Annotated in this window: 23 protein-coding genes and 1 tRNA gene; 8 read left to right on the top strand and 16 right to left on the bottom strand. The window is 66.0% G+C overall.

Annotated elements, in window-relative coordinates; genetic code table 11:
• Positions 1 to 138: 138 nt before the first annotated feature.
• Positions 139 to 888: a 16S rRNA (uracil(1498)-N(3))-methyltransferase gene (locus tag EDC31_RS02445; protein ID WP_042057754.1), complete on the bottom strand. Its 750-nt coding sequence runs from the start codon at positions 886 to 888 to the stop codon at positions 139 to 141.
• Positions 889 to 984: 96 nt separating this feature from the next.
• On the opposite strand from EDC31_RS02445, the gene ubiA reads away from it, so the two are divergent.
• From ubiA to EDC31_RS02465, 4 genes are all read left to right on the top strand, one after another.
• Positions 985 to 1,908, top strand: coding sequence for a 4-hydroxybenzoate octaprenyltransferase (ubiA, locus tag EDC31_RS02450; protein WP_042057755.1), 924 nt, complete (start codon positions 985 to 987; stop codon positions 1,906 to 1,908).
• Positions 1,905 to 2,558 carry a class I SAM-dependent methyltransferase gene (locus EDC31_RS02455; RefSeq protein WP_042057758.1) on the top strand — a complete coding sequence of 218 codons (654 nt, stop codon included), beginning with the start codon at positions 1,905 to 1,907 and terminating at the stop codon, positions 2,556 to 2,558. The genes ubiA and EDC31_RS02455 overlap by 4 nt, the downstream gene beginning before the upstream one ends.
• A gap of 60 nt (positions 2,559 to 2,618) precedes the next feature.
• The gene (locus EDC31_RS02460; RefSeq protein ID WP_052511827.1) at positions 2,619 to 4,217 is read left to right on the top strand and encodes a S10 family peptidase; all 1,599 of its coding nucleotides are present in this window, start codon (positions 2,619 to 2,621) and stop codon (positions 4,215 to 4,217) included.
• A 73-nt stretch (positions 4,218 to 4,290) separates the two neighbouring features.
• Positions 4,291 to 4,548 (top strand): GlsB/YeaQ/YmgE family stress response membrane protein, encoded by a 258-nt coding sequence (locus tag EDC31_RS02465; protein ID WP_042057761.1) that lies wholly within the window; start codon positions 4,291 to 4,293, stop codon positions 4,546 to 4,548.
• Between the two features lie 87 nt (positions 4,549 to 4,635).
• On the opposite strand, the gene fusA is transcribed toward EDC31_RS02465, so the two are convergent.
• From fusA to EDC31_RS02485, 4 genes are all read right to left on the bottom strand, one after another.
• On the bottom strand, positions 4,636 to 6,750 hold the full coding sequence (fusA, locus tag EDC31_RS02470; protein ID WP_042057763.1) for an elongation factor G: 2,115 nt from the start codon (positions 6,748 to 6,750) through the stop codon (positions 4,636 to 4,638).
• A 254-nt stretch (positions 6,751 to 7,004) separates the two neighbouring features.
• Complete coding sequence (gene rpmB, locus EDC31_RS02475) at positions 7,005 to 7,307, bottom strand: 50S ribosomal protein L28 (RefSeq protein WP_042057765.1); 303 nt, start codon at positions 7,305 to 7,307, stop codon at positions 7,005 to 7,007.
• A gap of 114 nt (positions 7,308 to 7,421) precedes the next feature.
• A complete protein-coding gene (locus EDC31_RS02480; protein WP_239641623.1) occupies positions 7,422 to 7,754 on the bottom strand; it encodes a hypothetical protein in 333 nt (110 codons plus the stop codon).
• Positions 7,755 to 7,850: 96 nt separating this feature from the next.
• Positions 7,851 to 9,665: an ATP-binding cassette domain-containing protein gene (locus EDC31_RS02485; protein WP_042057767.1), complete on the bottom strand. Its 1,815-nt coding sequence runs from the start codon at positions 9,663 to 9,665 to the stop codon at positions 7,851 to 7,853.
• 103 nt (positions 9,666 to 9,768) lie between these two features.
• Here EDC31_RS02485 and EDC31_RS02490 point away from each other — a divergent pair, with 103 nt between their 5' ends.
• The 3 genes from EDC31_RS02490 to EDC31_RS02500 all read left to right on the top strand — a co-directional run bounded on the left by EDC31_RS02490 (position 9,769) and on the right by EDC31_RS02500 (position 12,232).
• Positions 9,769 to 10,599 (top strand): NUDIX hydrolase, encoded by an 831-nt coding sequence (locus EDC31_RS02490; RefSeq protein WP_042057770.1) that lies wholly within the window; start codon positions 9,769 to 9,771, stop codon positions 10,597 to 10,599.
• Complete coding sequence (locus EDC31_RS02495) at positions 10,596 to 11,003, top strand: DUF3574 domain-containing protein (protein WP_042057773.1); 408 nt, start codon at positions 10,596 to 10,598, stop codon at positions 11,001 to 11,003. Before EDC31_RS02490 ends, EDC31_RS02495 begins: the two co-directional genes overlap by 4 nt.
• A gap of 86 nt (positions 11,004 to 11,089) precedes the next feature.
• Positions 11,090 to 12,232 (top strand): AI-2E family transporter, encoded by a 1,143-nt coding sequence (locus tag EDC31_RS02500; protein WP_239641624.1) that lies wholly within the window; start codon positions 11,090 to 11,092, stop codon positions 12,230 to 12,232.
• Positions 12,233 to 12,264: 32 nt separating this feature from the next.
• Here the strand turns inward: EDC31_RS02500 and EDC31_RS02505 are convergent.
• From EDC31_RS02505 to EDC31_RS02535, 7 genes are all read right to left on the bottom strand, one after another.
• Positions 12,265 to 12,338 (bottom strand) — tRNA-Pro (locus tag EDC31_RS02505).
• A gap of 105 nt (positions 12,339 to 12,443) precedes the next feature.
• A complete protein-coding gene (locus EDC31_RS02510) occupies positions 12,444 to 12,992 on the bottom strand; it encodes a MerR family transcriptional regulator (protein ID WP_042057774.1) in 549 nt (182 codons plus the stop codon).
• On the bottom strand, positions 12,992 to 13,309 hold the full coding sequence (locus tag EDC31_RS02515; RefSeq protein ID WP_042057776.1) for an integration host factor subunit alpha: 318 nt from the start codon (positions 13,307 to 13,309) through the stop codon (positions 12,992 to 12,994). The genes EDC31_RS02510 and EDC31_RS02515 overlap by 1 nt, the downstream gene beginning before the upstream one ends.
• 80 nt (positions 13,310 to 13,389) lie before the next feature.
• On the bottom strand, positions 13,390 to 14,346 hold the full coding sequence (locus EDC31_RS02520; protein ID WP_042057778.1) for a beta-ketoacyl-ACP synthase III: 957 nt from the start codon (positions 14,344 to 14,346) through the stop codon (positions 13,390 to 13,392).
• Positions 14,347 to 14,382: 36 nt separating this feature from the next.
• The gene (gene plsX, locus EDC31_RS02525; protein WP_042057781.1) at positions 14,383 to 15,474 is read right to left on the bottom strand and encodes a phosphate acyltransferase PlsX; all 1,092 of its coding nucleotides are present in this window, start codon (positions 15,472 to 15,474) and stop codon (positions 14,383 to 14,385) included.
• Between the two features lie 57 nt (positions 15,475 to 15,531).
• A complete protein-coding gene (gene rpmF / locus EDC31_RS02530; protein WP_042057784.1) occupies positions 15,532 to 15,735 on the bottom strand; it encodes a 50S ribosomal protein L32 in 204 nt (67 codons plus the stop codon).
• A gap of 210 nt (positions 15,736 to 15,945) precedes the next feature.
• Positions 15,946 to 16,500, bottom strand: coding sequence for a YceD family protein (locus tag EDC31_RS02535; RefSeq protein WP_042057786.1), 555 nt, complete (start codon positions 16,498 to 16,500; stop codon positions 15,946 to 15,948).
• 206 nt (positions 16,501 to 16,706) lie between these two features.
• Here EDC31_RS02535 and EDC31_RS02540 point away from each other — a divergent pair, with 206 nt between their 5' ends.
• Positions 16,707 to 17,264, top strand: a complete 558-nt coding sequence (locus EDC31_RS02540) for an outer membrane protein assembly factor BamE (RefSeq protein ID WP_042058047.1) — start codon at positions 16,707 to 16,709, stop codon at positions 17,262 to 17,264.
• A 27-nt stretch (positions 17,265 to 17,291) separates the two neighbouring features.
• Here the strand turns inward: EDC31_RS02540 and EDC31_RS02545 are convergent, their stop codons facing one another.
• The 4 genes from EDC31_RS02545 to def are packed head-to-tail and all read right to left on the bottom strand — an operon-like array spanning position 17,292 to position 20,354.
• Complete coding sequence (locus tag EDC31_RS02545; protein ID WP_042057789.1) at positions 17,292 to 18,653, bottom strand: ATP-binding protein; 1,362 nt, start codon at positions 18,651 to 18,653, stop codon at positions 17,292 to 17,294.
• A 5-nt stretch (positions 18,654 to 18,658) separates the two neighbouring features.
• Entirely contained in the window at positions 18,659 to 19,348 is a 690-nt protein-coding gene (locus EDC31_RS02550; protein ID WP_042057792.1) for a response regulator, read from the bottom strand.
• Positions 19,345 to 19,833 (bottom strand): MarR family winged helix-turn-helix transcriptional regulator, encoded by a 489-nt coding sequence (locus EDC31_RS02555; protein WP_042057795.1) that lies wholly within the window; start codon positions 19,831 to 19,833, stop codon positions 19,345 to 19,347. Before EDC31_RS02555 ends, EDC31_RS02550 begins: the two co-directional genes overlap by 4 nt.
• A complete protein-coding gene (def, locus tag EDC31_RS02560) occupies positions 19,830 to 20,354 on the bottom strand; it encodes a peptide deformylase (RefSeq protein WP_042058049.1) in 525 nt (174 codons plus the stop codon). Before def ends, EDC31_RS02555 begins: the two co-directional genes overlap by 4 nt.
• Between the last annotated feature and the right edge of the window lie 26 nt (positions 20,355 to 20,380).

The raw sequence follows: 20,380 nt of genomic DNA on the forward strand, positions 1-20,380 counted from the left end.
CGCCGCGAATGTTCGCAGCCCGTAAATTTCGCACGTTCGCCGCCACGGCGACAAACGATGAGCCCCCAAGAATACTTACGAGGATATGCGCGGGACCACCCACCCGCCAGATTTCCCTTATGCTCCGGATTCGCCCTCTTACTTCAAGAGTCGATGAGAGTCGAACAATACGCCTTGCGCGCCGAGAAGCGCCAGGGCCGCGCAGGCCGCCGTATCCGCGCGCAGCACGAGCGCACCGAGAGAAAGGGGCGTCACCCCGCTCCGCCCTTCGATCCAGCGCCGTTCTTCGGGCGCGAAACCGCCTTCCGGCCCGATCAGCACGCCATATCCGGCCGCCCATTCGCGCGGGAGGGCCGCCGCGCCGTCGAACCGCTCCATGGCCGCGAAAAGAGGCAGCTCAGCCGGCCACGCCTCCATGGCCTGAACAAGAGGCACGGGATCGTCGATCCGCGGCACGTCCAGCCGTTCGCATTGTTCCGCCGCCTCTATCGCGATCGCCCGCAGACGCTCCGCATTCAGCCGATGCGTATTGGTCCGCGCCGTCATCACCGGCGCGAAACACGACACCCCGAGTTCGGTGCCCATCCGGATCACCAGATCGGTCGCGTCCCGCTTGAGCGGCGCGAAGAACAGCGTCGCCCCCACGCGGATGTCCGGCATGCGCCGCCGCTCCGCGAGCCGCAGCGTCCCCCGGTCCTTCCGCACTCCGGTCAGGACGGCGTCCCATTCCCCGTCCCGCGCGTTGAAGACGCTCACCGCGTCGCCCGGACCGAGACGCAGCACCGTGCCGAGATAGCGCGCATGATCGGGCGACAGCGCCAGTTCCGCGTCCGGGCGGAAGAGAGAAGCGTGACCGGGGTCGATATAGAGGCGTGGCGCGTCCTGCATGCCGCCGCTCTAGCATGACGGGCGCATGAAGGCGATTGACGCGCCGTCGGGGGCGGGACATCAGGGATCAGCACGGCTCAAGGAGGACGATGCCAGATGACGCCAGTCGCCCTGCCCCATTCCGATATTCACGCCGAAGGCTGGATCAGCCGTCTGCCGCCCGGTTTCCGCCCCTATGCCCTGCTCGCGCGGCTGGACCGTCCCGTCGGCACATGGCTGCTGCTGCTGCCGGGCATCTGGGGGATCATTCTCGGCGCTCCGGGCGATCTCCGGCGGCAGATCGGTCTTTCCATTCTCTTCGCCGTCGGCTCGCTGGTCATGCGTTCGGCGGGCTGCGTCATCAACGATATCTGGGATCGCGATATCGACGCGCAGGTCGCCCGCACCGCCGGACGGCCTCTCGCCAGCGGGGCGCTGACCGTGCGTCAGGCGCTCGCGGCACTTGCCCTGCTCCTGCTCGCCGGGCTCGCCGTGCTGCTCTGCCTGCCGCCGCTCTGCTGGGCGCTCGCACCGCTGGCGATGGCGCTGGTGATCCTCTATCCGCTGGCCAAGCGGGTGACATGGTGGCCGCAACTCGTCATGGGCTTCACCTTCGGCTTCGGCGCGCCCATGGGCTACGCCGCCGCGGCCGACCGGATCGACTCCGTCCTGCTGCTGCTCTATGGCGGCACGATTCTCTGGCAACTGGGCTTCGACACGATCTACGGTTTTCAGGACATGGAGGACGACGCGCGCATCGGCGTGCGCTCAACCTCCCGGCTGATGCGCGACCATGCGAAGCTCTTCATCGCGCTCTGCTATGCGGGCGCCGTGACGCTCTTCGCGCTCGCGGGATGGAAAAGCGAAGAGGGACCGGGTTTCTGGCTCGGCGGGACCTTCGCCGCCCTCATGCTCGCGCGGCAGATCGTCCTGCTCGATCCGGGCCAGCCGCGACTCTGCCTCACTCTGTTCCGGCAGAACGTCCCCTTCGGCATGGTGCTCGCCCTCGCCCTGCTGGCGGGACAACTGGTGCGCGGATGAACGCGGCGGAAGCGTTCATCACGGCCCAGACCGCGCCGGGTCGCGCCCCGCTCGTCCCGGAAATCACCCTCCATCTCGCCGGCGAAATCACGCCCATCTGGCAGGCGACCGAAGCCCTGCTGGCGGAGCACGGCATGGAGCCGCCTTTCTGGGCCTTCGCCTGGCCCGGCAGCCAACTGCTCGCGCGGCATATTCTCGATCATCCGGAACTGGTGCGTGGCAAACGCGTGCTGGATTTCGCCTGCGGCAGCGGTCTGGCCGCCATCGCCGCCGCATACGCCGGCGCGTCGGAGGTTCTGGTCAACGACATCGACCCCATGGCATTGACGGCGGCGATCCTCAACGCCGGGCTGAACGGCGTCACCCTGACATCGCTGCCGGGCGATCTCGTCGGCACCGCGCCATCCTGCGATCTCATCGTCTCCGGCGATGTCTGTTACAGCCGAAGCATGGCGGAGTCCCTTCTCCCCTGGCTCCGCGCCCGCGCCGCGCATCATCCGGTCCTGCTGGCCGATCCCGGCCGCGCCTACGCCCCGCGCGACGGCCTGACCCTCGTGACGCGCGCCGAGATCCCGACGACGCTGGAACTCGAGGACCGCACCTCGCGCACCACCACGCTCTACCTGCTGCATCCGGAGGTCGAGGGATAGGCAGACCCGTCGCGCATCCCTAATATTCCGGCAACAACATAATGTGCCGGAGTATCTTTCGTGACCCGTCTTCTCCTCTGCGCGACGGTGGCCTGCCTGGTTTCGCCGCTGACCCCGCTCCATGCCGAATCCGCCTCACACGCACCCGCCGCACACAGCCCCATCCCGGACAGCATCACCACAGGCAGCGTCGCCCTGCCCGGCGGCACGGTCGCCTACAAGGCCATCGCCGGAACGATTCTCGTCCATGCCCGGCACTATGACGATTCCAGCAGCGTGATCGCCTCCCGGACGGAGCAGCCGCCCGCGAGCGACAAACATGAAGGGGAAGACAAGGACGACGCCGTCGCCTCGATGTTCTACGTCGCCTATTTCAAGCAGGGCGTACCCGCCGGGAAGCGCCCTGTCACCTTCCTCTATAATGGCGGTCCCGGATCGGCGACGGTCTGGCTGCATATGGGCTCCGTCGGCCCGCTGCGGCTCGACACGCCGGGCGACACCCATCTTCCCGCGCCCCCTTACACGCTCATCGTCAACCCGCAATCCCTGCTGGACGTCACCGATCTCGTCTTCATCGACGCGCCCGGCACGGGATTTTCCCGCATTGCGGGCCATGATGCCGACAAGGCCTTCTATGGCGTGGACGCGGACGGGCACGCCTTCACCGATTTCATCGTCCAGTTCCTCGCCAAATATGATCGCTTCAATTCGCCGAGATATCTGTTCGGCGAAAGCTACGGCACGACCCGTTCGGCCGTCGTGGCAAACGATCTGGAGGACCGCTCCATCGACCTCAACGGCGTGATCCTGCTTTCGCAGATCCTGAATTACGACAACAGCGTCGACGAACCCGAGGCCAATCCCGGAATCGACGATCCCTACATCCTCGCCCTGCCGACCTATGCGGCGACGGCCTGGTATCACAAGCGCCTCTCGCCCATGCCCGCCGATCTGCCCGCCTTCCTGCGCGAGGTCGAGCATTTCGCCCTCACGGACTACAGTGCGGCGTTGCGTCAGGGAGCGGATCTGCCCGCCGATCAACGCAAGGCGATCGCAGCGAAACTCGCCGCCTATACCGGCCTGCCCGCGCCCTACATCCTGCGCAGCGGCCTGCGCGTCAATGGCGGCCAGTTCACCAAGGAACTGCTCGCCGATGCCGGCATGACGACGGGCCGCCTCGACACCCGCTTCTCCGGCCCGACCCTTGATCCGGTCAGCCGCGAGGCCGGTTACGATCCGCAATCCACCGCCCTGTCCTCCGCCTATGTCTCCGCCTTCAACGTCTATGTCCGCCAGACCCTCCATTACGGCGAGGGCGTGACCTACAAGGAGGGGATCGAGGTGAACTGGGACTTCAAACACCACCGGCCGGGCCCGGACTCGGACAATCCCGGCACCAATGTCATGCCGGACCTCGCCCGCGTCATGAAGGAAGACCCGAAGCTCAAGATCATGCTCAACAGCGGGTATTATGACCTCGCGACCCCCTATTTCGAAGGGGTGTATGAGATGAAGCACCTGCCGATCCCCGCCTCGCTATACGGCAACATTGAATTCAAGCAATATGCGTCCGGCCATATGGTCTATGTGAAGCCGGATGCGCTGCAACGCCTGCACGACAATGTGGCCGACTTCATCCGGCGCACGGACAACCTGTGAGCCTCTCCAACGTATCTTCCGGTTGCGGAATACCTCCGCAACCTTCCCCACTTTCCGCACGGAGCGTCATTCCATGCATCTGATCTGGACCATCATCGTCGGTTTTGTTGTCGGACTGATCGCCAAGTTCCTCATGCCGGGACGCGATCCGGGCGGCTTCATCATCACCGTCCTGCTCGGCATCGCCGGCTCGCTGGTCGCGGGCTGGATCGGGCAACATCTGCATTTCTATGCGCCGGGCCAGCCTGCGGGCTTCATCGCCTCCATCCTCGGCGCGATTCTCCTGCTGATCCTCTACCGGGTCATTTTCCGCCCGAACACTAACGCCTGAGGCGAATGCCGACAGCACCTCAGCCAAACAAAAAGGCCGGTCTCCACTTGGGAGACCGGCCTTTTTTTGAACCGCGGGGACGGAGGATCAGGCGGATTTCGCCATGATCTCGTCGGCCACGTTACGCGGCACCGGGTCGTAATGGTGGAACTGCATGGTGAAGGAGGCGCGCCCCTTCGTCGCCGACCGCAGATGCGAGATGTAGCCGAACATCTCCTTCAGCGGCACCTGCGCGCGAATGACGACCGTCGAACCCGCCGTCTCCTGGTTCTGGATGATGCCGCGACGACGGTTCAGGTCGCCCACCACGTCGCCGACGTGATCGTTCGGCGTCGTGACCTCGACATCCATGATCGGCTCGAGAATGACCGGACCGGCCTTCTTCATGCCTTCGCGGAAGCAGGCCTTGGCGGCGATCTCGAAGGCCAGGGCCGACGAATCGACGTCATGATACTTGCCGTCGAGCAGCGTGTATTTGAAGTCCACCGTCGGGAAGCCGGCGAGCACGCCCGTCGAGGACTGCACGCGAATGCCCTTCTCGACAGCCGGGATGTATTCCTTCGGCACCGAGCCGCCGACGACCTGGTTCTCGAAAGAGATGCCCCCGTTGCGCTCGACCGGCTCGAAGGTGATCTTCACCTCGGCGAACTGGCCCGAGCCGCCCGACTGCTTCTTGTGGGTGTAGGTCTCGGTATGCGCCTTGGAGATCGTCTCGCGATACGCCACCTGCGGCGCGCCGACATTGGCCTCCACGCCGTATTCCCGGCGCAGACGGTCCACGATGATGTCCAGATGCAGTTCGCCCATGCCGGACAGGATGGTCTGGCCGGTTTCCTGATCGGTCTTGAGCTGAAGCGAGGGGTCTTCCGCCGCGAGCTTCTGCAACGCCAGCGTCATCTTCTCGACGCCGTCCTTGGTCTTCGGCTCGACGGAGATGTCGATGACCGGCACCGGGAACTGCATGCGCTCCAGCACCACCGGATCGGCGGAATCGGCCAGGGTGTCGCCCGTGCCCGTGTCCTTGAGGCCCACGAAGGCGGCGATGTCGCCCGCGCCGACGTGATCGACCTCCTGACGCTTGTCCGCATGCATCTGATACATGCGCCCCACGCGTTCCTTATGGCCCTTGGTGGTGTTCAGGACGGTGTCGCCCGCCTTCAGCACGCCGCGATAGACGCGCACGAAGGTCAGCGTGCCGTATTTGTCGGAGATGATCTTGAAGGCGAGACCCGCGAACTTGCCTTCCGGATCGACCGGGATGACCCGCAGGAACGACTCGTCGACCTCCTCACCCTCCGGCGGCGCGACGCGGATGCCCTCGACCTCGTCCGGCGCGGGCAGGTAGTCGATGACCGCGTCGAGCAGGGGCTGCACGCCCTTGTTCTTGAACGCCGTGCCGCACAGGACGGGACGGAACTCGCCGCTGATCGCGCCCTTCTTGATGCATTTCTTCAACGACGCGACATCGACGTCGCCCGTCTCGAAATACTGCTCCAGCGCCGCGTCGTCCTGCGAGAGCACGGTATCGAGCAGGTTCTGGCGCGCCTCGGCGGCCTTTTCCTTCAGATCGTCCGGAATCTCGGCATAGTGGAACTTCGCGCCCAACTCGCCACCTTCCCAGATGATCGCGCGCATCTCGACCAGATCGACCACGCCGATGAAGTTCTCCTCGGCGCCGATCGGGAGTTGCAGCGGGATCGCGACGATATCGAGCTTCTCCTTCAGCGTGCTGAAGGCGTAGTCGAAATTCGCGCCCGTGCGGTCCAGCTTGTTGATGAAGATGACGCGCGGGACGTTGTAGCGGTCGGCCAGACGCCAGTTGGTCTCGGATTGCGGCTGCACGCCGGCCACGCCCTCGATGACGAAGATCGCCCCGTCGAGCACGCGGAGCGAGCGGTTGACCTCGATGTTGAAGTCGATATGGCCCGGCGTGTCGATGATGTTGATGCGGTGGCCGTTCCACTCGCAGGTCACGGCGGCGGAGGTGATGGTGATGCCGCGCTCGCGCTCCTGCGCCATGTAGTCGGTCGTCGTGTTGCCGTCATGCACCTCGCCGATCTTGTGCGACACGCCCGTGTAATACAGAATCCGCTCGGTCGTCGTGGTCTTGCCGGCATCGATATGCGCGGTGATGCCGATGTTGCGGATCTTCGACAGGGCGGTTTCTTGGGCCGACGTCTCGGCGGTGCTGCTCTCGGACACGGAATTACCTCCAGAATGAGGGCGGAATGACAAAAAGGCGCTATCAGAGCGAAACGGACCGTCGCGCCGCAGCCTTCACTCACCAGGCCCGCCGCATGAAGCGCACACAGACGGGGAATCAGGCTGCGCTGGACGAACGGTACGGGCTGAACTCACGAAACCGCCTCCATAACAGTGCGGCCGCACGGCTCAAAACCAATCTTCTATGACCACACGTGCCGGAAGCGAGTCGCCGCCTCCGGACGGGCCGACCCTCAGGCCGGCTGCGCGGCCTTGTGTTCCTGCACACGCAGGATGCGGCGCTTGATGACCTTCGCCTCTTCCGGCAATTTGCGGTCCGGCGTACCGAGCAGGAAGGCGTCGAGACCGCCATTATGCTCGATGGTACGCAGGCCGTGCGTGGTCAGACGCAGGCGGACGCCCGCGCCCAGCACGTCGGACAGCAGCGTCGTCTCCTGCAGATTGGGCAGGAAACGGCGACGAGACTTGTTGTTGGCGTGGCTGACATTGTTGCCCGTCAGCACGGCCTTGCCTGTAACCTGGCAGCGGCGTGACATCGTATCGATCCTCGGAACTGGTTTATTCGGCCGGGCGCAGGAGCCCAACGCAGGACTATCCGTTAAGGCGCGGCTTATGACCGAGAGCCCCTCCCGCGTCAAGCCGAAAGCGACTCAGCCGGGACGCGACGCGCCGTCCGGCCCGGAAACGGAGAGTTCGCCGGCCTTGATGCTGGCGATCGCCGTCTCCAGCATCCGCACCATGGTCGACGCATCCGCCGTGCGGGCAAGAATCCCCAGGCTCCCCGCGAGCAGGGCGGAGGCGATCATCTCCGGCGGCAGTTCCTTGCCCACCAGATACTCTATGGCGTTGTCCACCACCGCTCCGCATTTCCGCAATTCTTCCGGAATCTGCAAAACGGAGGGATCGAAACTCGCCGCCACATCCTCGCGCACCGCGTCTTCCATCGCGCGATCCGGCTCGAAAGCCTTTTCCGTCTCCGTCATGCCGACGCTCATTCCCTGTTCAGTCTTTGCGAAGGTACTTGGGCCGCAAACGCCGCCCTGTCCAGCCCCCTTCGCGCGCCAGCCCCTTGCGGATTTTCACGCCGCCTCCGCGGCTTCGCGCGCCTGCGCGAGCCACATGCGGGCATATTCTCCCCCCAGCGCCATCAGCGCGGCATGCCCGCCGCGCTCGACGATCCGCCCTTTTTCCAGCAGCAGGATCTCGTCGCATCCCACGACAGTGGAGAGACGATGGGCGATCATGACGGTCGTGCGTTCCCGCGCTAGGCGATCCAGCGCCGCCTGAATGCGCCGCTCCGTGCGCGTGTCGAGCGCGCTCGTCGCCTCGTCCAGCAGCAACAGCCGGGGATTGCGCAGCACGATGCGCGCGATCGCCACGCGCTGCTTCTCGCCGCCGGAGAGCTTGAGTCCCCGTTCGCCCACGACCGTTTCATACCCCTGAGGCAGAGCGGCGATGAAATCATGCAGCTCCGCCGCCCGCGCCGCCGCCTCGATCTCGCCGAGCGTCGCGCCGAGACGCCCATAGCCGATATTATAGGCGAGCGTGTCGTTGAACAGCATGGTCTCCTGCGGCACCACCCCGATCAGCGCCGCCAGATCCTCCGGATCGAGCGCCGGAAGCGGCACGCCGTCCAGCCTGATCTCGCCCCGGTCCGGATCGTAGGCGCGCATCATCAGCTTGCCGATCGTCGTCTTGCCCGAGCCCGTCGCCCCGACGATCCCGATCCGCGCACCGGGCCGGGCGGCGAAACTGATGCCCCTCAGCACAGGCCGTTCCGGCAGGTAATGGAAACGCACATCGTCGAAGACCAGATCCGCCGCGCCGGCCGCCGCCAGCGTCGTCGGCAGATGCACCGGCCGCTCCGGCGGCGCGACATCGGAGGGTTGCGCCAGCAGTTCCAGCCAGTTCTCCAGATCGACCCGCGCCGTCCGCCACCCCGCATGCACCGTGTTCAGCCCGAATACCGCCATGTAGAGCGATCGCATATAGGTGCCGATCAGCACGAAATCCGCCACGCTCTGCCGATGCGCGCCGATGTCCCTCATCGCCAGCCACAACACGATGCCGGTCATGCTCGCAATGATCGCATTCCGCAAAATACCGGCCAGCGCCACGATCCGCGTCAGCTTCAGACTGGCCGTTTCCAGCCGCCGCCGCGCCGCGCGATACAGCGACACCTCGTGCCCCGCGGCGCCGAAATGCCGCACGGCCTCGAAATTCAGCAGGGAATCCACCAGACGGTGCTGCACGGCCCCGCTCGCCTCGTTCCGCACCCGGCGCGCGGCCACCCGTCGCAGCGTGGACCAGCGCGCCACGGCCGCGTAACCCAGCAGGCCCGCCAGAATCACCAGCGCATAGAGTCCGCCGAAGACCCGCCAGATGACACCCAGCGTCAGGCCGCAATTCAGCAGGGCGGGACCGATATTGAACAGACACAACCGCAACAGCGTGTCGACCGCGTCCGTCGCGCGGTCGAGCACCCGGGTCAGCGCGCCCGTCTGACGCTCCAGATGGAAGCGCAGCGAAAGCGCATGCACCTGCCGCAGCCCCTCTTCCGCCACTGCGCTTTGCAGCCGCAGGCTGATCGGCTGATACGCCACCTCCTGCAGGCTGGAACAGCTCGCCCGCACCAGCATCAGCAGCGCATAAAGCCCCACCAGCCCGACCGGCAGCGCCATGACCGCCACATCCGGCGTCATCCGCGCCACCATGCGGCTGAACAGCCAGGGCAGCACGACCTGCGCACCATTCTCTCCCAGCAACAGCAGGAGCGTCAGCGCCGCCAGCGCGCAGATCCGTCTTTCCCGTCCTTCGAAGGCCGGACGCAGGCGCAGCAGCGCCGCCAGAAGAGTCAGGCGCGGCGGCGAGTCGCTTTGGGATCGGAGCGTCATACCTTATCTTTTACCCCCATCCCGCTCCGGCCTCGCATCCAGCCGGTGCCCCACCCGTCGGGCGGCCCGCAAACCGCGGGGCGCCTCGTTCCCGGAGTTTCTCTTGCCGCATTCGCCATCCGCCGCTCCTTTCCTCGCCCATATCGCGCGCTGCCACAACATCACGCTTCCCGGCGCCTATCGTCCGTTCTTCTGCGGGATGACCGGCATCGGCTGGGTACACCCTGGACATTTCGAGTCCCTGACGGCGTTCGGCTGCGCGCGCGACACCGGATTCGGCGTCGATCGCGGCGCGGACATCCACCTGCTCGGCGAGAAAATGGCCGAAGCGGGGCTGTATCGCTCCCATGCCGAACTCTTCGACGTCATCACCCCGGAGGGCGCCGTCATCGGCCGGATCGACCGTGGAGCGCTGCCGATTCTCGGTCTCGCGGCGCAGGGCGTCCATATGAACGGGCTGGTGCGAAAGCCGGACGGGCTCCATCTCTGGATGGGTCATCGCGCCCGGAACAAACGCCTCGATCCCGGCAAGCTGGACCATCTCGTGGCGGGCGGCGTCTGCGCCGGCCTTACCCCGCGCGATGCCCTGGCGAAGGAAGCCGCGGAAGAGGCCGCCATTCCCCCCGCTCTCATCGCCCAGGCCAGACCGGTCAGCCATTTGCGCTATACGATGGAGCGCCCCGAAGGATTGCGCCGCGACCTGCTGCACTGCTTCGACCTGTATCTGCCCGAGGCGTTCACCCCCGTTCCGGTCGATGGCGAGGTCGAACGCTTCGAACTGGTCCCCATCGCGACCGCCTTCGCCCTGGTGCGCGATACGGAGCGGCTGAAATTCAACGTCAATCTGGTCCTGATCGATCTCTTTCTGAGGCTCGGCATGGTCCCGGACGAAGACGCATCGGCGCTGCGGCAGGCGCTGGACGCCGTGTCATGAAGCGCCTTTCCTTTCCCGCCATTCTCCTGCTCGCCGGTTGCGCGGCCACGCCGCCCGCCGCCTGCCCGCTTCCCGGTATGCGGTCCATGCTCGATATTCACCTGATGTTCGGTCTCACCCGCCCGGATCATTCCCGGGTCAGCGAGGCGGAGTGGGACCGCTTCCTCGCCGCCACGATCACTCCCGCCTTTCCCGACGGGCTGAGCGTTCTGACGGCGGAAGGGCAATGGCGCGACCGGCGGAGCGACGTCATCGGGCGTGAGGCGTCGCGTCTCGTCCGGATCGTCACCCCGCCGGACGCCGCTCTCGCCGGAAAGATCGAGGCCATCCGCGCGGCCTACAAGGCGCAATTCGCCCAGCAATCAGTCGGACTCGTGATCGAACGCGGCTGCGCGGATTTCTGATCGCGGCGCTACCGGGAGACCCGCGCCGCACGGCATGCTATGAGGACATATCGCGGCTGGCACACGCCGCGCCGAAGAGGATCTCGATGAAGGACGAAAAAGGGCGCATGACGAGGGGCGAAGCCTATATGGAAGACGATGCATTCCCCCTCGTGCTTGACGAACCCGACCCGCCGACGGGAAGTCCGGCGCGCAACAGCCAGCGTCTGGCGCGCACCCTCCTGGCGGTCTTCGTGGTGGGAATCGCGCTCTATACGCAGTGGAATTTCGTCCCCGCCCTGCTCTGGGGCGGCGTGTTCGCGATCGCCGCATGGCCGCTCTATGACCGGGCCGAACGGCGCTTCGGGCGCAGCGACTGGCTCCCGCTGATCTTCACCCTCATCATCGCGCTCATCTTCCTGATTCCGCTGGCCATCGTCGGCGTGAAGGCCGCGGAGGAAATGCGGGGGCTGATCATCTGGATCGACCAGGTGCGGCATACCGGCATCCCCATGCCTGAGGCCCTGAACCGCCTCCCCTTCCGCCATGGCTGGCTTACGGCATGGTGGCAGGAGAATCTGGTCCAGCCCGACCGGCTCTCGGAACTCGTCCACTCCTTCGATTCCGCCCGGGGCATGGCCATGACGCGCCAGGTGGGCTCGCAGATGGTCCGCCGGACCACGCTTTTCCTTTTCTCCCTCCTCACCCTCTTCTTCCTGCTGCGCGACGGGCACGAAATCACCCGGCGCTCACTCATCGCCTCGCACCGCACCTTCGGCGCGCGGGGCGAGACGCTGGGCCGCCAGATCATCTCCTCGGTTCATGGCACCGTCGCGGGGCTGATCTTCGTGGGGCTGGGGGAAGGCGTGATCATGGGCGTGGCCTACGCCATCTTCCACGCGCCGCAGCCGCTCCTCTTCGCCATGGTGACGGCGGTCGCGGCCATGGTGCCTTTTCTCGCCCTGCCGACCATCATCTTCGCCGCGATTCTGGTGATGCTTCAGGGCAGCATGATCAGCGCCATAGCGCTGGTAGCGATCGGGTCCGTCGTCATCTTCGTGGCGGACCATTTCGTCCGCCCCTTCCTGATCGGCGGCAGCACGCGGATGCCTTTCCTCTGGGTTCTGCTGGGCATCATCGGGGGGGCGGAAACCTGGGGCCTGCTGGGCCTCTTCCTCGGCCCGGCCATCATGGCGGCGCTGCACATGCTCTGGCGCATATGGAGTTCGGAGCAGCCGATCAGCGACTGACGGGGAAGGGAACGACCGCAGGACAGGACATATCGGGCAGGCGGGATTCGAACCCACGACCCCCAGTCCCCCAGACTGATGCGCTACCAGGCTGCGCTACTGCCCGTCCGTCCTGCGGTGGTGGCCGTTTAGCAGTGCGGCCCCCGTCCGGCAAGCCCGGGACAGGTATTTCGGAAAGGTTTTTCCATCTCCGGATTCCGGCCCGCGAAATTCAGAAGGGCAGAAGCCGGCGAATGGCGTCGAGCTCTTCCAGCACGGCCCGCAATTCGGCACGCAGCCGCCCTTGCTCCTCGATCGCCGTCCGCAAGGCGAAAGCCGCCTGCTCATCAGAGGCCGCCGTTTGCGCCACGGGAGAATCCGCCGTTGGAACCACTTCCGTCCGGACGACGGGCGCGGGATCGCCCTCTTCCTCCCCAGATGGCTCCGCCCCGACATCCTCGGACGGCGCGACTGCGTCCCCGTCCTCGGTTTCGCCGTCGCGCAAGACACGCTGCACGCCCTTGATCGTATAGCCGCGCACATAGAGCAGATCGGAAATCCGCTTCAGAATCGCGATATCTTCGGGCCGGTAATAGCGCCGGCCGCCGCCCCGCTTGAGCGGGCGCACCTGCGGAAAGCGCGTCTCCCAGAAACGCAGCACATGCTGCGGCACGTGGAGTTCGTCCGCCACCTCGCTGATGGTCCGATAGGCGTGGGGCGCCTTCTTCAGGCGATCCGCAGTCGGGACATCCTCGTCGAACGCCTCATTGTCGTCCTCCATCAGAGATCGCCCTCATCCATCCCTTCCGTCGTATCCCCGTTCACTTTCGCCTTGAGAATCTGGCTGGGACGAAAAATCAGGACCGATCGCGGCAGAATGGGCACTTCCACGCCGGTCTTGGGATTGCGCCCGATTCGTCGCCCCTTCTGACGGACGGAAAATGTTCCGAATCCACTGAGCTTGACGGAATCGCCCTGCTCCAGAACCCGCATGATCTGCTCGAGTACGCTTTCCAGCAACTCCGCCGATTCGTGCCGGGAGAGGCCCACCTGGCTATAGATGTGTTCCGCGAGGGTCGCGCGCGTGACTGTGGTCATGACGTCATCGTATCATGGCATGCAGAAGCGTCAAATGAATCAAGCATCAAGCTGCGCCTTCTCCTCCAAATGGAGAGGAATCACATCCGCAGCAGCGCAGATCCCCAGGTGAGACCGCCGCCCAGCGCCTCCATCAGCACCAGATCCCCCGTCCGAATCCGCCCGTCCCGCACCGCCTCGTTGAGGGCGAGCGGAATGGAGGCCGCCGAGGTATTGGCATGACGATCGACCGTCACCACCACGCGCTCCTGGGGTAGCCCGAGCTTGCGCGCCATGCCGTCGATGATGCGCAGATTGGCCTGATGCGGCACCAGCCAGCGTACATCCTCGGCCTTGAGCCCGTTCGCCGCGAGCGCCTCGTCCACCGCCTCGGCCAGCTTGACCACGGCATGGCGGAACACCTCGCGCCCCTGCATCCGCAGCACGGCCGGCTGCTCTTCCCCGTGCGGCGAGACATAGAGAATATCGCCGAAGCGCCCATCCGAATGCAGATGGGTGGACAGAATCCCGCGCGCCTCTCCGTCCTCGGCCTCCAGCAGCACCGCGCCCGCGCCGTCGCCGAAGAGGACGCAGGTCGTGCGGTCGTTCCAGTCGAGAATACGGGAATAGACCTCGGTCCCGATCACCAGCACACGCCGGGCATGACGGCTGCGAATGAACGACTCCGCCGTGGCGAGAGCGAAGACGAAGCCGGAACATGCGGCGCTGACATCGAAGCCGAAGCCGTGCGTGATGCCCAGCTCCCCCATGATCCGCACCGCGACGGACGGAAAGGGATTGTCCGGCGTCGCCGTCGCCACGATCACGGCGTCCACCTCCGAGGCCGCGACCTTCGCCCAGTCGAGCGCGGCGCGCGCCGCAGCGGCCCCCATGGAGGCGGCCGTTTCCCCCGCGTCGGCGATATGCCGTTGCGCGATTCCCGTCCGCTCGCGAATCCATTCGTCCGACGTATCGATCCGTTCGGCGAGCTCGGCATTGGTGAGGATTCGCGAAGGCAGATAGCCCCCCACACCCGTCAGACATGCGCGAAGAGTCATTCCATTCCTCTCAACATGCCCGCTCACAGCGAGCCTTCAGACGTCGGCGGGGACCGCAGCGCCTTGCGTTTCGTCAGAGCTGAGCGTCAGCGTCGCGATCTGACCGAGACGAGCGCGGATCTTCTCGTTAATTCCATGCGTGACCGCATCCATGGCGACGTCGATCGCCGCCGCGAATCCTTCGGCGTCGGCCCCGCCATGGGATTTCACCACGATTCCGTTGAGCCCCACCAGCACCGCGCCGTTGTAGCGGCGCGGATCGATCCATTCGCGCATGCGCTCCAATCCGGGCCGAACCAGAAGATAACCCAGCCTCGTCAGCAGGTTGGTGCGGAAGACACGCCGCAGAAGCAGGGAGGCCAGCTTGAGCGCGCCCTCCCCGGTCTTCAACGCGACATTGCCGGTGAATCCGTCCGTCACCACCACGTCGGTCGTGCCCGCGGTGATGTCATGCCCTTCGACGAAGCCATGAAACTGCGCCGCCAGCGGCGAATCCCGCAGCGCGTCGGCCGCGAGACGCAGACGCTCGTCGCCCTTGAGTTCCTCGACGCCCACATTGAGCAGCCCAATCCGCGGCGCGGGCAATCCGAGCACCGCCTTGGCGAAAGCCTCGCCCATGACGGCGAATTCGACGAGATTGCGGGTGTCGCAGGAAATATTGGCGCCCAGATCGAGCATCACCACATCCCCGCGCGCCGAGGGATTCACGGCGGCCAGAGCGGGACGGGAAATTCCCGGCAGCGTTTTCAGGACGATCTTCGCCAGGGCCAGCATCGCGCCGCTGTTTCCCGCGGAAACGACACCTCCCGCTTCCCCGCGCGCCACGGCGTCGATCGCCACGCGCAGGGACGAATCACGCAGGCGGAGAGCGGCTGTCGGCTTCATCTCCATCGAGACGAGTCCGGGCGCATGGCGCACCGTGCAAATCTTCGCGGCCTTGGGAAAACGCATCAACGCGACGCGCAGGACCTCTTCGTCCCCGACCAGCAGAAAGCGGCAGCCGGGATGCCGGTCCGCAGCCCGTTCAAGCCCGCCCAGAACAATCTCCGGGGCGTTGTCCCCGCCCATCGCATCGATCGCCAGGCTGAACGGAACCGCCGGATCAGCCGCCGCGTTGTCTTCGCTCATACGCCGCCTCAAACCGATTTCGGACGCGCCGGACCAGGAGCCCGGCCAGACTCCGTTTCAGACTCGGACGGCTGTCTTCAGCGTCTTGCCGGCGGCCACCACCTCGCGTCCGTCATAATGGCCGCAATGGGCGCAGACATGGTGCGGGCGCTTCAGCTCGCCGCAATTCCCGCATTCGGCATGGGCCTCGACGGTGACGGCATGGTGGCTGCGACGCATTCCACGGCGGGACGGGGACGTTTTTCTCTTCGGAACGGCCATTTCAGGAGCCTCTTTATCGGTTACATGCCACGTTCAGTTCCGGGAAGCCCCCGGACACACCGACCGCGTTCCATCATCAGGATCAGGCGGGGGGCTCTAGCAGACACCGCGCCCGCTCGCAAGCATGACGTGATTTCACGCCATCGTAAAAAATCCGCAACCCGCTTTCCCCCGCCCGATCGCGCCCGGCGCCCTTATCTGGCGCGGGAGTCAGTTCTCCTTCCCGCGCAGATGCGCCAGAGCGGCGAAAGGATTCGGGCGGGAATCCTCCGGCTCGCCCGATTCATCGCGCGGCGCCTCGTCAACGGCCTCGTCGAGAAACGCGCCCGGCGCCCGGGGAAAGGGCGGCAGGGCAAGAGCGAACTGCTCCGCCGTCGCCTCGCCGAGATCGATCTCCCTCCCTTCATAAGGTACTTCGTCCACCGCCTCGATCTCCAGCGCCGCCTCCTCGCGGAAGCGGCGCATGGGCACGAAGCGCAAGGTGAACGCCTCCGAAACAACGTCCTCGAAGGGCTCGGCCGTCACCACGCAGTCCAGCGTCACGCGCGCCGTCAGCCACCCTTCGGCCAGCACCGCTCCCTCTTCGCCCGCCGTCAGACGATAGCGGCAGACGAGACTCGCTATCTCCGGCAGGCCGAAGCGACGCGCCAGGGCCGCGCATTCCGCCGGCCGCGCCTCCACTGTTTCCGTCGTGCCGTCCCGTGTCAGGCGGCTGAGCGGCATGCGACGGGAAAACTCCGCGTGCCCTGCCTCGGTCAACGCCATGCGTCTCTCCCTGGAAATCCTGGTGCCGCCCCTCTATGCTGCCACAGCGTGGTTGACAGCACCCTCTCACTGGGGCAGGCGATCAAAAGCACCGCCATGATGGCCGATCGACCGCCCCAAAGGCAACCAAGGACCGGAAAGACAGACGCAGGATGCAGAGCAGCACGAGTTCGCTCCGTGACGTGAACCGCGACAGGGCCCGTGCCATGCGCTTCTCCGCCGTCGCGCGCCACAAGCCCCTCCGGCGGCTGGCGGCGCTGGCCCTCTTGCCGGCTCTCCTCGGCGGCTGCGCCATCTTCCGCCCGATTCCGATCTCGCGCGGTTCGCTGATCGAGAAATCCGACTACGTCCAGCTCAAGCCCGGCACGAGCACACGCTCCGACGTGCTCGACCTGCTGGGCTCGCCCACCGCCAAGAGCACGTTCAACGACAATACCTGGATCTATATTTCACTGGTCACGGCGCCGACGCCTCTCGGCTTCCCGCATATCGAAAAGCAGCAGGTGGTCGTTCTCGCCTTCGATAATGGCGGCGTCCTGCGTCATCTCGAGACGCTGCACAAGAAAGACGCCATCGATGTCGGCATGGTGAGCCAGACCACGCCGACGCCCGGCAGCCACAACAATCTGCTCCAGCAACTGCTGGGCAATGTGGGCCGGTACAACCCGATGGCGAATATGGGCAGCACCTTCGCCGGCAGCCAGGGACCGCTCGGCGGAAGCATCGGCACCGGCAATGGCGGCCAGGGCAACTCGCTGCCCTGATCCGTTCGGCCTGACGACCCGTTCTCGTCACACCGGAATCGTCAGAACCACACGCAGTCCGCCCAACGGGCTGTCAGTCAGGCTGATCGCTCCCCCATGGGCGTGAACGATATCGCGCGCGATCGTCAGCCCCAGCCCGTTGCCTCCGCTCGGCCCGGCCGCGTCATAGGCGCGAAAGACCTGACGCCGCCGCGCGGGCGCAATGCCCGGCCCGTCATCATCCAATATGATTTCCGCCTCTCGCCCGGTCCGACGGACGGAAAACGCCATCCGGCCGCCGTGACGCCGCGCATTCTCAGCCAGATTCGTCAGAACCCGGCGCATCGCATCGGGCCGCACGCACGCCACCACGGCATCTTCCGCATGAATGGCGATCACCTGCCCCCCGGCGCGCTGCGCCGCCTGCGCCACCTCCTCCACCAGAGCACGCAGATCGGTCGGCACAGGCGTCTCCGCCCCCTCACCCCGCGCGAAGGACAGATAGCTCCCGATCAGGCGTTCCATCTCCGCAATGTCGCTGACCATGTCCTCGACATCCTCGCGAAGGATTTCGGCCGGCACCTGCCCTTGAGTCGGCAGCATCGCAAGCGTCAGCCGCAGGCGGGTCAGCGGCGTCCGCAGATCATGCGACACGCCCGCCAGAACCGCCGTGCGCTGTGCCACGAAGCGGTTGACGCGCGCCTGCATGCGGTTGAAGGCGACCGCCGCCTTGCGGATTTCCAGAGCCCCCTGCGGCTCGATCGGTCCGGGATCGCGCCCCTGCCCGAAGGATTCCGCGGCCTCCGCCAGCCGCCGCACCGCCCGCACCTGCTTGCCCGTAAACCATGTCGCCAGCAGAAACAGCGCCAGCGCACTCCCCGACGCCCAGGCGACGAACAGCCAGATCGGCTCGGTGTCCAGCCTCTTGCGCGGAATGGTCGCGGTCAGCACGCCACCTTCCACGAGCGGCACCTCCACGCGAATCAATTGCGCCGCATCATCCCATTCCAGCCGACACGGCTCCCCGAACGCCGCCGACACAGCGCGCCGCAGATCGTCATCCACCGGCCCCAGGACATGACTCGACGGCCCGGCGGGAAAAGGAGCATGCGGCGCGATCGACAGGCTGACCTGCGTGTGCTCCCGCAAGTCCGCGAAGATCCGCGCCTGATCCTGCGGATTGCGCCGCACCGCGTCCATGGCGAGCGCCATTTCCGCCGCCACCGAATCCGACAGGCGGCGCGACACCGTGTGAAGATGAGTGCCATAGAACAGGCCGAGCGCCACACCCTGCGTCACCAGCAGGGGAATGAGCACGATCAGCAGGGAACGCCCCATGAAGGAACGCGGCAAGACGCGCCGCACCAGCCGCTCCCCGCGCCGCAGCCATCCGTTCCGCCTCTCCGCCATCGGGGTCACGCTCCAGGCTTCAGCACATAACCCTTGCCGCGCACGGTCTGAAGAAAGCGCGGCTCCCGCGAATCCGGCTCGATCCGGCGACGAAGCCGCGTCACCTGCACATCCACGGCGCGCTCGCCGATCTCGTCGAGTTCCAGCGTTTCGGCGATCTCTTCGCGCGTCATCACCTCGCCCAGCCGGCGCGTCATCGCACCGAGAAGAGCCGCCTCGCCCCCGGTGAGATGCACCGACCCGTCCGGTCCCGTCAGCAGTCCCCGTTCCGTATCGAACTCCAGCCTGCCGAGCCGCACCAGACGCGGCGCCCCGACGGAGACAGGCGCGCGCCGCCGCAAATGCGCCCGCAGACGCAACGCCAGTTCGCGTGGTTCGAAGGGCTTGCCCAGATAATCATCCGCTCCCGCCTCCAGCCCCTCGATCCGGTCGGCCGGCTCTCCTCGGGCGGTCAGCAGCAGCACGGGCAGAACATGGCCCGCCTCGCGCAGGAAGCGCGTGAGTTCGAGGCCGGTTTCCCCCGGCATCGTCACATCCAGCACCAGCGCGTCGGGCGCCATCACGGAAAGGATCTGCCGCGCCTGCTCCGCCCCTTCGGCGGTGGTCACACGATATCCCTGTTCGCCGAGATAGCGCTGCAACAGACGCAGGAGCCGCCGGTCGTCATCCACGACGAGCACATGTTCGCCGCTCATCCGCCTTTCGCCTCCCCGTCGAGTTGCGCCAGCACGCGCCGGAATCCTTCCACCGCCGGACCGCCTGAAGCGAGATAGGCCTGCGTCAGCCGCTCGCGTTGCAGGGCGAAGAGCTTCCCCTCCAGCGCCTGCCCCGCCTCGGTCAGATAGAGCAGCTTCAACCTCCGGTCGGAGGGCTTCGACCGTCGTTCGATCAGGCCCCGCTCCGTCAAATCCTGCAAGACCCGATTCAGGCTCTGCTTGCTGATATGCAGGGCGCGCAGGAGGCCGCTCATAGTGATCGCCGGATGGCTCGCGATCAGGAACAGGCAGCGATGATGCGCGGCTCCCAGATTCTGCTCTCCCAGCGTTTCGTCGCATAGCCGCGCCAGCGCCCGGCCCGCGCGCAGCAGGGCTTCATACCCCTGCCGCAGTTGCTCCTCGCGCAAATAGAGATGCGCTTGCCCCGGCGCATCCTGTCCACGCGCGGAAAAACCGTCTCTCACGTCGCATTCTCCCGCGTGAGTTCGTCCGTGTATCCGAAGCTGCGGAAATCATCGATTCTCATCGTATAGAGAATACCGTCGAGGTGATCGTTCTCATGCTGCAGCACGTTGGCATGAAAGCCGCGGGCCTCGCCACTCACCGCTTCGCCCCGCTCGTTCCACCCTTCATACCGCACGCAGGCATGCCGACGCACGACTCCACGCAAGCCGGGAAGCGAGAGGCACCCTTCCACGCAGTCCATCCGCTCCTCGCCGACCGGGGAGATGACCGGGTTGATGAGCGCGCGCGGCGCAAGCGCCTCCTCCCCGTCGTCACGCCGCGCCGCGGGAACGTGATAAACGAAGAGCCGCAGCGAATGATGCACCTGCGGCGCGGCCAGCCCGGCACCGGACGCATCCAGCATGGTTTCGATCATGTCCTGCACGAGCGAGGCGATCTCGGGCGCGCCCGGACTCTCCACGGGAAGAGCCGGGCGTAGCAGCACCGGATGACCCATCCGCGCGATTTTCAGCAGTGCCAAGATGTCCTCCTTCCTCCGGCTTGCCC

It is taken from the genome of Acidomonas methanolica (genome assembly GCF_004346035.1).
GTDB classification, from domain to species: domain Bacteria; phylum Pseudomonadota; class Alphaproteobacteria; order Acetobacterales; family Acetobacteraceae; genus Acidomonas; species Acidomonas methanolica.